The sequence below is a fragment of the Staphylococcus simiae genome (assembly GCF_002902085.1).
GTDB lineage: Bacteria > Bacillota > Bacilli > Staphylococcales > Staphylococcaceae > Staphylococcus > Staphylococcus simiae.
Map to the genome: position 1 here is coordinate 1 of NZ_PPQR01000053.1, position 12,640 is coordinate 12,640.

General features: G+C 29.4%; 12 protein-coding genes and 1 pseudogene. 2 read left to right on the forward strand and 11 right to left on the reverse strand.

Annotated elements, in window-relative coordinates:
• Window positions 1-29 precede the first annotated feature (29 nt).
• Window positions 30-674, reverse strand: a complete 645-nt coding sequence (locus tag CD113_RS07040; protein WP_002463948.1) for a Bax inhibitor-1/YccA family protein — start codon at window positions 672-674, stop codon at window positions 30-32.
• A gap of 359 nt (window positions 675-1,033) precedes the next feature.
• On the opposite strand from CD113_RS07040, the gene CD113_RS07045 reads away from it, so the two are divergent.
• Window positions 1,034-1,837, forward strand: coding sequence for a LysM peptidoglycan-binding domain-containing protein (locus tag CD113_RS07045; protein WP_002463949.1), 804 nt, complete (start codon window positions 1,034-1,036; stop codon window positions 1,835-1,837).
• 334 nt (window positions 1,838-2,171) lie between these two features.
• On the opposite strand, the gene CD113_RS07050 is transcribed toward CD113_RS07045, so the two are convergent.
• From CD113_RS07050 to CD113_RS07080, 7 genes are all read right to left on the reverse strand, one after another.
• Complete coding sequence (locus tag CD113_RS07050) at window positions 2,172-3,182, reverse strand: inorganic phosphate transporter (RefSeq protein WP_002463950.1); 1,011 nt, start codon at window positions 3,180-3,182, stop codon at window positions 2,172-2,174.
• 14 nt (window positions 3,183-3,196) lie between these two features.
• Window positions 3,197-3,814, reverse strand: a complete 618-nt coding sequence (locus tag CD113_RS07055; protein WP_002463951.1) for a DUF47 domain-containing protein — start codon at window positions 3,812-3,814, stop codon at window positions 3,197-3,199.
• 567 nt (window positions 3,815-4,381) lie between these two features.
• Window positions 4,382-6,271 carry an FtsX-like permease family protein gene (locus tag CD113_RS07060; protein WP_002463952.1) on the reverse strand — a complete coding sequence of 630 codons (1,890 nt, stop codon included), beginning with the start codon at window positions 6,269-6,271 and terminating at the stop codon, window positions 4,382-4,384.
• A complete protein-coding gene (gene vraF, locus CD113_RS07065; RefSeq protein WP_002463953.1) occupies window positions 6,261-7,022 on the reverse strand; it encodes an ABC transporter ATP-binding protein VraF in 762 nt (253 codons plus the stop codon). The genes CD113_RS07060 and vraF overlap by 11 nt, the downstream gene beginning before the upstream one ends.
• Window positions 7,023-7,156: 134 nt before the next feature.
• Window positions 7,157-8,197: a histidine kinase GraS/ApsS gene (gene graS, locus CD113_RS07070; RefSeq protein ID WP_002463954.1), complete on the reverse strand. Its 1,041-nt coding sequence runs from the start codon at window positions 8,195-8,197 to the stop codon at window positions 7,157-7,159.
• Window positions 8,190-8,864, reverse strand: coding sequence for a response regulator transcription factor GraR/ApsR (gene graR, locus CD113_RS07075; RefSeq protein ID WP_002463955.1), 675 nt, complete (start codon window positions 8,862-8,864; stop codon window positions 8,190-8,192). Before graR ends, graS begins: the two co-directional genes overlap by 8 nt.
• 15 nt (window positions 8,865-8,879) lie before the next feature.
• Window positions 8,880-9,803: an NAD-dependent epimerase/dehydratase family protein gene (locus CD113_RS07080; RefSeq protein WP_002463956.1), complete on the reverse strand. Its 924-nt coding sequence runs from the start codon at window positions 9,801-9,803 to the stop codon at window positions 8,880-8,882.
• A gap of 109 nt (window positions 9,804-9,912) precedes the next feature.
• Here CD113_RS07080 and CD113_RS07085 point away from each other — a divergent pair, with 109 nt between their 5' ends.
• On the forward strand, window positions 9,913-10,416 hold the full coding sequence (locus tag CD113_RS07085) for a GNAT family N-acetyltransferase (protein ID WP_002463957.1): 504 nt from the start codon (window positions 9,913-9,915) through the stop codon (window positions 10,414-10,416).
• Between the two features lie 194 nt (window positions 10,417-10,610).
• On the opposite strand, the gene CD113_RS07090 is transcribed toward CD113_RS07085, so the two are convergent.
• The 3 genes and pseudogenes from CD113_RS07090 to CD113_RS07100 form a co-directional block, all read right to left on the reverse strand.
• Entirely contained in the window at window positions 10,611-11,030 is a 420-nt protein-coding gene (locus CD113_RS07090) for a hypothetical protein (RefSeq protein ID WP_002463958.1), read from the reverse strand.
• Between the two features lie 230 nt (window positions 11,031-11,260).
• Complete coding sequence (locus CD113_RS07095; RefSeq protein ID WP_095092587.1) at window positions 11,261-12,301, reverse strand: alpha/beta hydrolase; 1,041 nt, start codon at window positions 12,299-12,301, stop codon at window positions 11,261-11,263.
• A 146-nt stretch (window positions 12,302-12,447) separates the two neighbouring features.
• Window positions 12,448-12,633 (reverse strand): annotated as a pseudogene (locus CD113_RS07100) (hypothetical protein); the annotation flags it as partial.
• Window positions 12,634-12,640: the final 7 nt, after the last annotated feature.

A 12,640-nucleotide genomic window follows, 5' to 3' on the forward strand; every position in this document is an offset into this window, starting at 1 on the left:
AAATTAACCCTAATAATTTATGATTCTTTTTACCTTTTAAAAGTATTCGCTAATCTTAATATATCTTTAATAATATTCAATAAATTAATAAATAAGTTGAAACCCATTTCTCTTGGAGAAAAATGACCACGTTTTAAACGGTTAAAATCATATAATGTATACATCAAAAATAACAATAAGCTTACAACCGTTATTACAGTATAAAATATAGGATTATGCAGGAAAAAACCTATTAAACTTGCAATAATTAAGGCAATTAATGTCACAAATAAATATTTTCCTATACTTGATGCATCGCCAATAACAAAATAACCAATAATACCAAAAGCTATAAATGCGATGATAGCTAAAGCAATATTTTTATAGAAAACTTCTGGGCCTAAGTTTTGAAGGTACGTTGTAAATGTTGCATATGACAACAAACCCACTACTATGGCATAAATATGAGAAATAATTAGTCCATAACGTCTTGCTCGTTTTATTACCAATGTAGCTAAAATAAGTAATAATAAGCCAAATGACAATGGTTGTCGCCAACTGTTTGGCAAATATTGTCCGAAGTAACAACCAATACCAAAAATAATCCAATAATACATGAAATATAACCAAACTTTACTATAAACATGACTTGTTGCATGTTGACTTTGACTGTGTTGTTGTGAAGTATTAACCATAAAAAATCTCCTTTTATATTGATAGGTATGCCAAATTTTACAATATTATTAACTTTATCAAAAGACATAACAAGCTATTTTAAACAAAAATTGGTAAAGCCTTATATTACAAATCCTATAAAATATTATAATATAAAATTTGTGAAACCGTTTCAACAATGCATAAAATCAGTATTTGTTAAACTTTATGCATGATGCAATAAATGTTAATAATGTTACAAGATAATAACATTCCACACAAAGCTAGTATTTTTTGTTAGTATGGAAAGCGTAATAAAAAACGAAAAAAATCCATTTACTATATAAATTGATTTATAAAAATTTCAAATTAGTAAATCTTATTTTTAGGAGGAGTCCCTTTGAAAAAATTAGCATTTGCAGTAACAGCAACATCAGGTGCAGCAGCTTTCTTAGCACACCATGATGCACAAGCATCTACACAACATACGGTACAATCTGGTGAGTCTTTATGGAGTATTGCTCAACAATACAACACTTCAGTAGAAAGTATTAAACAAAACAACCAATTAGATAATAACTTAGTCTTTCCTGGTCAAGTTATTTCTGTAGGTGGAAGTGATGCTCAAGGCACATCAAACACTTCTTCACAAAATGGATCATCAGCATCTTCTCACACAGTACAAGCAGGCGAATCTTTAAATATTATTGCTAGCCGCTATGGTGTATCAGTTGATGAATTGATGTCAGCAAATAATTTAAATGGCTATTTAATTATGCCAAATCAAACGTTACAAATACCAAGTGGTGGTGCTGGTGGAACTACTACACCAACAGCAAATAATAATGGTAATTATTCTTCACCTTCATTTAGTCATCAAAATTTATATACAGCAGGACAATGTACCTGGTATGTATTCGATCGTCGTGCGCAAGCTGGCAACCCAATTAGTACTTATTGGTCAGATGCAAAATTCTGGGCAGCAAATGCAGCTAATGATGGTTATCAAGTAGATAATAACCCTACTGTTGGTTCAATTATGCAAAGTACACCAGGTCCTTACGGTCACGTTTCTTACGTTGAACGAGTTAATGGTGACGGTAGTATTCTAATTTCTGAAATGAACTATACAAACGGACCTTACAATACTGATTATCGTACTATTCCAGCATCTGAAGTATCAAGCTATGCATTTATTCACTAATATATAAACAATTAAACTAACAACATCTTGAAAGAGATATTGTTAGTTTTTTTATATTCAATATTTGATAAAATTTATTAATTTTCAATTATTGATTACAAACATTAATTGTTACTTATCTATTTAATTAACTAAATTTCATTAATCATCATATAGTTATATAAATATAATACGCTTTTTTATTACTTTGCACAAATATAAATTTAATTAAACGCAATATAATTAAAAATACATATATACATTGCAAACAATATTTGAATTATATAAAATAAATAGCCTATAGAAATCGCGTCATTTGCTTGATTTCTATAGGCTTTAAAAATTGTTAAATTAATTATCGTAAGAATAAATGTAATAATAAGTATAACAATGCTGCTAATACAGCTGAAATAGGTAATGTGATCACCCATGTAACAATCATTCTTTGTGCCGTACTCCATTTAACACCTTTAGCACGGTTTGATGCACCAACACCTAGGATTGATGATGACACAACATGTGTTGTTGATAATGGGAAATGTAATGATGATGCAACGAAAATTGTCAATGCTGATGATAAATCAGCTGCAGCACCATTTGCTGGTCTGATTTTCATTATATTACCACCAACTGTTTTGATGATTTTCCAACCACCAATCGCTGTACCAAGACCCATAGCCGTTGCACAGGCTACTTTAACCCAAACTTGCGGTTCTACACTACTACCATTTTGTACACCAGCAACAATTAACGCTAATGTAATGATACCCATAGATTTCTGAGCATCGTTTGTACCATGTGAAAATGATTGCAATGCTGCTGTAAAAATTTGGAAAAATCTAAAGTTACGATTTGCTCTCGTTAGATTGGCATTTTTAAAAATAACTTTAAAAATTGAATACATCGTAAAACCAACACAAAAGGCAATAACTGGTGACAAAATTAAGACGATGATAATTTTCGTGAATCCTTGATAATGAAGAACACTGAAAGATCCTTCTGCCATAATTGCTGCTCCGGCAATTGAACCAATTAATGCATGTGACGATGAACTTGGAATTCCATAAAGCCATGTTAATAAATTCCAAATAATAGCTGCTAATATAGCAGCTAATACAACCACTAAACCATGTTGTAATTTAAAAGGATCTACAATATCTTTAGTAATTGTCCCTGCTACACCTGTAAATGTTAATGCTCCGATAAAGTTCATCACTGCTGCCATTAAAATTGCTGTTTTCGGCGTTAAAGCTCTAGTTGAAACCGCAGTTGCAACTGCATTTGCTGTATCATGAAAACCATTAATAAAGTCAAATACTAGTGAAAATATAACTACAGCTATAGTGACGATTAATATATACGACATAAATATAACTCCCCTTAGCTATTTTTCATAATTATAGTTTCAAAATTATTGGCTACTATTTGACATTTATCAGCAATTTCTTCCATGCTCTCATAAATATCTTTGATTTTAATTAATGTGATTGGATCAGTTTCACTATTAAAGATATGCTTAATTGATTGTCTTAAAATACCATCACAATTCGTTTCAAACTCTTTAATATTAATGGAATGTATACGCATATGTGAAAGTTTTTTATCTACTAATAATCCAACAGCTAATTTCATTTCTGCTACTGCTTTTTGGATATTATCAACAAATTCAGCCATATATTCATCAGTATATTCAATTGAATACATTTCAAACATAGCTGCAGTTTCTTCAATAGCATCTAAAACATCATCAATTGCATCACATAAAGATAGGATATCTTCACGTTCAATTGGTGTAATAAATGTTTGATTTAAATCAGTAATAACTTGATGTACAAGCTCATCACCATGAGATTCATACGTTTTTATGTTATCAGAATAGGCTTTCAAATCTAAATGTGTATTGAATTCCATTTTACCAAATTCAATTGCAGCACGATCTAGATTAAATACCATTTCTTCTAATTGAACCATAAACTTGTCTTTTTTCTTACTAAACATTTAAAATCCTCCATTTAAGCGATTGGTGGCCAATCACAATCCTTTATAATTTGTGTTAATTCACAACATGTCATACTTGGTTTTAAGTTATTATTCTAAATCTAAAATGCTATATCTTTATCAAGAGCTAAAACGTGTATTTATGCATTCCACTATTTGCTCTTATATGAAAATAGCACAAAATTTACAATCCTACAATTCTATTTACAAATTCTTAACAAACACGCAATAAAATATTTACACTTAGACTTAAAATGTAGATTTAAAGTGTTAACTCTAACTGTTGTGCCACATATTCATACTAGCTTCATAATTGTTAAATTTATAAAGACTTTTTAACATCACGGTTAATATTGTTATACCTTTATTTAAATTAATATCCACCTAGCATTAATGATTCATCATTTAATTTCTCAACTCAAAAATTTTAATACAACTGTTATGTAAGCGTACATTAGATTATCAACTATATAAAAAAGCCATAAAAAATTCGAGACGATGTCGCAATATGAACGACTGTCTCGAATTTTAATTTATGACAACATCTATCATGTATTCTATTGTTAACTATATAGAATGTCTGATTGTTCTCTTAGAATGGTTATATGCAGTTATAGCAAATATTGCATATATACACGTATAAATAATCATGACAATAAATATGGGGCGTTGATTATCCGTTCCCATCACCTTCATATAAGCTAATGATGCAAAGTAAGCATGCGTTAACGCTATAATTAGTGGTAAACCAAAGTTAAATATTATTTTCAATTTTAATCCTTTGGCCATATCTTTTTGCGTAAAGCCCAATTTTCTTAAAATAATATAATTATCTAGTTCGTCTTCAGTTTCATCAATTTGTTTAATATAAATAATACAACTTACTGCGATTAAAAATGAAATACCTAAAAATGACGTTACAAATAATAAAATTCCTGTTAGCCCGGACAAACTACTAGCCGCTTCACTTTTAGTTTGAATATTTTTATTCACACTATTTTTAGCCATCTCTAATGCTACAGCATCTTTTTTATGTGTTAAATCGAAGCCATATTGCGACACGATATTTTTCGTTTTGGCATACATTCTTAATTTTTGAAAATCGAGATCATTAAGTACAAATGTTGGTCCACCTCGATCTACACTGCTCATAAAATAAATTTTATCTATATCTTTATGTACTGTTATATTGATATGATGTTTTTTAGTTCCAAGAACTGCCTGACCATGGTCTTTATGTTTAACTAGTTCTTTAATCGCACCTTCCGCTACAAGTAAATCAGCTTGCCCTCTTTTGACATCCGTATTAGGAATGTATTTATCGCTTGTAACCGTTACTTGATAGGGTTCTGTCATTTTAATATCAAATAATTTATCTTTATACAACTTGGTATAAACTACTTCTTTATAATTATAATAATGCGGTATTTTCCTATCATTTAATTCATAAGCTAAATGATTAGCTTGTTGTTGATCTTTAAGTGTAACATCATGTGGAGAGTTATACATTAACTCGCTTGCTAATGATGCTCTACTAATAGCTGCAAAGCATAATACAGATACTGTGATGGTAGAAATGATAGCCATCACTGTTAGTGAGAAAGCATTTTTCTTAATTCTATACATAATAGAAGAAGTAAACATCACATCACTTACACTTATTATTCCTCGTCTAATCTTTTTTACTGTTTTAAATGCCAGTGCCACAGAACTTTTGAAAAATAAGTAAGCACCGATAACAGATGCTAACAATATAAATAGTAATACACCAACTGAATCATAGTATTTCACGATATTTAATGATAAATAGTAACCAGTTAAAATTAATACTATACCTAATAATCCTAATACTATTTCACCATAGGTCATTTTATGATGCTCTATTTCTTTAGAATTAAAATCATTAGATAACTCAGTGATTGATTTTTTCATAATGTAAATAAAATTTTGCAATGTAGTTAATAGATATGCCATGCCAATTAACAATAACGTATCTAAAATAGCTTTAATACTAAAAATCACTGGAACCTTAGTTTTAACAGCTAAAATTCTCAGTACAATCATTAACAAAATTTTAGAACCAAAGATGCCAATAATAATCCCAAGTATCGCCGTAATTCCAAATAATAATAATTGTTCAAACATTAAAATATAAATGATATTGAACTTTGATAAACCTAACGTTTGAAAAAGTGATAATTCATAACTTCTACGTTTAATAAATAATACATTCGCATATAATAGAAAAGCCATAATGATAACAAATAGAAAGTAACTTCCTACTTGAGACCCCTCTTTAATGATTGGGTAATTTTCATGAGCATTTAATTTATGTGCATATTTCAACGTCACAAAACTAAAATATAATACGACACTAATAACAATCGAAAAGAGATAAATAGCATAATGCGGTAAGTTTTGTTTGAAATTTTTAAAAATGATTTCGTTAAAACTCATAATTAACGCCACCTAATACACTTTGAATCCTCATAATTTCTTTATAAAACGTTTGTTTATCATCTTCTCCTTGGTATAACTCTGTGAATATTTGCCCATCTTTTAACATGATTACTCTGTTAGCATAACTGGCAGCGACTGGATCATGCGTCACCATTATAATCGTCGTGTTGATTAATTCATTGACTTTAGTTAATCTTTTTAATAAATCCTGAGTACTTTTCGAGTCTAGTGCACCAGTAGGTTCATCAGCAAAGATAATCGAAGGCATCGTTATAAATGCTCTAGCTGCAGAGGTTCTTTGTCTTTGTCCTCCTGACAACTCTGAAGGATATTTATCACTCACATCTTTAATATTAAGTGCTTGTGCAATTTGATCATATCTAGTAAGCATCACTTCTTTACTTACTTTCTGAACAGATAGTGGTAACATAATGTTTTCTTTCACTGTCAAAGTATGTAATAAATTATAGTCTTGAAATATAAAACCGATATCATGTTTTCTCATTTCAGATAATGCTTTGTTCGATAATTTCTCTAATTGCTGGCCTTTTAATATGATCGAGCCCTGTGTTATATAATCAATAGAGCTTAATACATTTAATAATGTCGTCTTACCAGAACCTGATGGTCCCATAATTGCTACAAACTCACCTTCATCAACTGATATATTAATATCTTTTAGCACAGCTTGCACCATATTTTTATTTCCATATGTTTTGGTTAATTGTTTTACTTCTAAAATTGTCACTTTAACACTCCTAAGCACTGATATATTGCTCATCATTTCCAAGATGTTATTGAACCATTATAACTTGTAGCTTACTTTATTATACAACTTGAAGGTGCAACTATCTCTAATAATAAATGTAACAAAACGCATGTTTACAGTGACTCATTCATCACTTGTGACATGCGTTTTACAATTTCATTTTGCAATGGAAAGATGATTTTGACGCGCGTTCCTTTACCTACTTCAGATGTTATATCTACTTCGATTCCTAATTGTTTTTTAACACTATCAACTAAATACAAGCCCATACCAGATGATGTAGTTTCATTTCTATTTGCTGTAGAAGTAAATCCTCTATCAAATATTCTAGGCATGTCTTTACTACTAATACCTCTACCATGATCAGTTATAATAAGGACAACATGTTCATCCACTAATTGCGTTTCAATTTCTACGTTATAATTTTCACTATATTTAAGTGAATTAGATAACACTTGTCTAATAATCATGCGACACCACTTAACGTCAGTATATACAAAGTCATCTACTGCAAAATTAACATCAAAACCAACACCTTTAACTTGACTAATATGTCTTGTTAATTGTATCTCGTCGATGACCATTCTTTTTAAAGACACATAATCAAAATACATATCCTTATGTTGTGACTCCAATCTCGTTATATACAACTGAGTATCTAGCATGGTATTAATACGCGACCATTCATACAGTAATGCTTTCTTGCGCTCAACGTCTTTTTCTTGATCAATAAGTAACTTAAGCGCAGTTACAGGTGTTTTAATATCATGAACAAATTCTGTAATCGTCTGTTCGTGTAAGTTTAATTGTAATTGTTGGCTGACTACTTTATCTTTATGATTTGAAATTTGACGATATAAATAATCTACTGTATGACGCTGAAAAGGTGTTTCTGCCAAATCTTTATGCTTTATTTCCTCAATTTCCTTATCTTTATCGAAATGCTTAAATAGCTTTACTTCTTTAAAGAAGATCAAAATTATAAAAATAGCCGTTAAACTTAAATTAAGTGATACGATATAACACACACTATCTATTGAAATATCATAATCGATAATACTGATAGCAAGCATAATGACATTTAAAAAGATAATCCAAAGTATCCATGATATACGTGATTTAAGAAACTGACCAAACCATTTCAAGTTACTCATGAGCCATATATCCTTTACCTACTTTAGTTTCAATTGCAGTATCCATGTTAATCTCAGCTAATTTTTTACGTAACCGATTAACATTAACTGTTAACGTATTATCACTTACAAATGCTTCATCATCCCACAATGCTGTAATGATAGTATCACGTGACACTACTTGATTCTTTTTAGTGATTAAAATTTCTAAAATAATCATTTCTGTTTTAGATAAAAATATCGTCTGTTCACCCTTTTGAATACTATCTTTAGACAAATCTACTATTGCATCTTGCCATGTTAATGTTCTTTTTTCTTCAGCTGTAAATTCATAAACTCGTCGATAGATGGCTTGTAATTTTGCTATTAAGACATTCGTATGGAATGGTTTTTGCATGTAATCATCAGCACCTAGTTCCATACTCATAACTTGATCCATTGGATTATCTCGAGATGATAAAAAAAGTATCGGGACATTAGAAACTTCTCTCATTTTTCTACACCAATAAAATCCATCATATTTTGGCAATTGGACATCTAATATGACAATTTCAGGTTTGAATTTATCAAAAGAATCTATGACTTTGCCAAAATCATCAATACCGTTAACATTAAAATTCCATTGTTCTAATTCTTTTTTTAATTCTTGAAATAAGGTATTATCATCCTCGACTAACAATATTTTCATTAATCTCACCTATCACTATTTAGTATATTTTATTTTTTCTCCTGATTTTATACGGGCTTGGAAATCTTTAATGCGACAATCTACTTCAAAACCATGAATCATCATTTTTTGCATTGGTGCTTGTATAAAATAATAAATTGGCCAGAACAACCTAGGAATATAATCATATAAATGTATCATGATTGTTGAAGTCCCTTGAAATTGTCTGAACTCTAATTTACCTTGTGATTTACTTCTTTTTTTCATTAATTTACCACCAATAAGATACAGTGTGATAATACCATCTGCATTAACAACTTTATTAAATATGGCTAAAGGTTTAAATTTATTCTTAATATAAACTATTACTTTATCTTCATTTTGACTTGTTTTTAAAAAAGTCCCTTTAGTTTGATCCATCCATCTAACAAAATATGTGACCACATGCTCTAGAGTCCATCCTTTGGGTAAGGGCACTTTAATACTGGATCTTACATCATCGTATTTAGATACTTGTAACTCTACATTGACCAATGCACGTTTAATAATAACTTTTGTCGTTTCAACAATTGCGCCATATGCGCCTAAACGTTCAATTGTATCATTATCATATTGACTACCTGGTATATAAATAATTTTGCTCACATTATTAAGTACTGCTGCTCGACCAAAATTATCTGCAGCAATTAAAGTAAGATCTTTAGCTGAAGATTGAGTTATTTTAGCTGAATTTTTTGTTGGATCAATATAAAATACTGCAATATCAATGTCTTTCATAGAGGTCACAACTTGCTCGTAGTTATAAATATCACATTGCAACCATGTCATTTCTTTATTATGTTGTTGTTTATGATGTGGATATTTTGACAAAATAAATACATCCGTTTCATTTTCAATAACTTCGCTTAAGTATTTACCAATATAACCGCTTCCACCTGCTAGTAGCACTTTCGGTTTCATTCCTAATCTCCTTTATATGTTTAATAGACTTATTATTCTACTTTTATACTCAATGTATATTATAATACATTCACACGTAAGATAAATTTAATTGAACTGGAGGCTTTTGATGGCCTATATCATTCGTAAAGTTAGTATTAAAGATGTAGAAAGTTTTATTGCAATGTTAACTAAAATATATGATGACTCACCTTATATGTTTTATACTCCTGGTGAATATGACCCCAGTGAAACATCAGCTATTAAACAACTTGAAGAATATATTACTTCACCTTCAAAAGTGATATATGTAGCTGAAAGTGATAATCAGCTTGTTGGCTTTGCTTTTGTCAATACACAACCTTTTCAACGCATTAAACATATAGCAAAAATTAATTTAGGTGTTAAAATGCTTTATCAAAGACAAGGAATTGGTCAAGCACTAATGGATGAAATAATAGCATGGTCTTTAAATAATCATATCCATCGACTTGAGGCAACCGTTCCTATAGATAATCAATCTGCACTAAACTTATTTAAAAGTTCTGATTTTCAAATTGAAGGAGTTTTACAAGATACTTTATTTATTAATGGCAAATACTACAATGAATATATGATGGCTAAAATAGTTTAGCTTAATATGTATTGTATTTTATCACATTATTATATATTTCTAATCAGAACAACGTTTCCTATTCTCTTGTATAGCTTTTCTTTTCAAGTTATGAAAGTATGACCATTTTGTCATGTCTTTTAATAATAACTTAAATGATGTTTATTTAGTTTAATAGTACTCGTATTACTGTGTAAAAATATGTAGTTTTAACATCAATATAAAAAATCTTCTATGTTGAAATCGATATTGGATAAAAGTTTTTTCTCTCTACAGTTAAATTGAAATTGTGACATATAATATTTTTCTGATATCAACCTACTTTTACGCTTAATTCCATAATCTTGTACAAATAAATTATTTTGCTTATTAACTTTATAATACGGTTCCACAAGTGCTTTGAATTTTACACGTTGGTTAATTAACTCATGCGCAATGTCATATTGTTTGTTTCTTTCAAGCAACCATATATGGTCTATATCTATTCCTGAAATTTTTACTTCCTTTAATAAAATTTTGACATTTTCTTTCATTGTATGATCTTTATCCAATATATTTTTATAATATACCTTTTCGACTCTACCAGTGACCATGACCAACTTATTTTTAAATGGTTTTAAGGATAATCTTGTCATCATTTCTCCTCCAATCCATATTTGAATCTATAAGTGTGAATTTATTCCAAATGTGCAAATAAACTATTAAGTATTGTCATAATTATAGCATCATTAGTTCAAAATTTTAATTTATACTATATTTTCTTCCAAAGATATTCTTGAGCATACTTTTAATTAATCTAAAAAACTAGCCACAACAAATGACTGTTTGGCTAGTTAATTATATTGATAATATGGTTATCCATATTTTAATCAAATGGATATAAAGACACTTCGTTATTAGTAGTGTTTGAATGATGTTGATCGTTTAACTCTACACCAGAGGAAGTTGTGTTATGACTTAAAAATGATAGTACATCTTTGATATTTTCTTTGGACTCTGGTTTATTTAAATGAAATTGATATTGATGATGCAGATGGTGTGAACCATCGTAAAATAATGTATCGACAGGAACACCCTCTTCTTTCAATTTATCACTAAATTCTTGGTTTTGGCTGGCAAATGGATCGATATCACCTACTGATAAATATGTTGGTGGGTAATCTCGCGTTGCCTGTTTTACCGTTGACATTTGTGAGATATTTTTAAAACTATGTTCCCAATCATTTTGACCAGTATAACTTTTCATAAATAAAGCTATTCTAGGAAATTCGGTTTTTCTAACTGTCTGCATATTATAAAAACCACCAAAAAGAATCGCTCCTTTAATATTCGATGGTTCAAATTGTTGAGGAAAATCCATTTGCTTTCTTAAGCTATTATTTGTTTGTATTGCAGTGTACTGACTTGCTAACTGTGCTCCAGCTGAATCTCCCCCAATGATAACTTGATCAAAGTCAATGGGAAGTTCTAATTTGTTTTCTTTAATAAAATCAATCGCTTGATTCATTTGTATAAGTGGTGTTGGATATTTATATTGAGGTGCTAAAGCATAATTAATATTAACTACGATATAGCCTTGTTCAGCTATTTTGGCTAGTAATGGATTTTTATATTGTTTGTCACCAGCAATGTAACCACCACCATGCATCCAAAATATGACAGGTAATTTACTGTCTTGTGCTATATCAGCAGGTTTTATAATATCCAATTTACTGTTAGGAAATGTTTTACCATAACTAATATTTTGATAAACATTCACATTTTTATTATTAACACTAATTTTTTCCTTAAGCTGTCCTTGTTTTTCTATATGATCATAATGTTGCTTTAAATTAAATACCAAAAGCAATGAAATAATTGCAATAATTAATATTGTAATGATCGTCCATTTCTTTCTATTATTCATTACGCTAACCTCTCTAATTATTCTTGCTTTTTAGTTTGCTAATATTTTAAAACAATAAAAAGCAATCCACTGATATACTGTGTTATGGATTGCTTTTAAGGTTAAAACAAAGTTATTCAATTGTAAAGTATTGATAAACAAGACATTTATGCAATATGTTCTTTATCGTCATTTTTACGTTTAAAATATTTTTTTATAACAGCTACTACGATAAATAGTCCTACGTAGCCCATAATTGTATATAATTTATTAATTAATTCTGTAAAGCCTACAAAACTTAAAATATATGCTGCTACCATCATAATAATAATAAATATATGATAGTTTTTACTCTAAGGT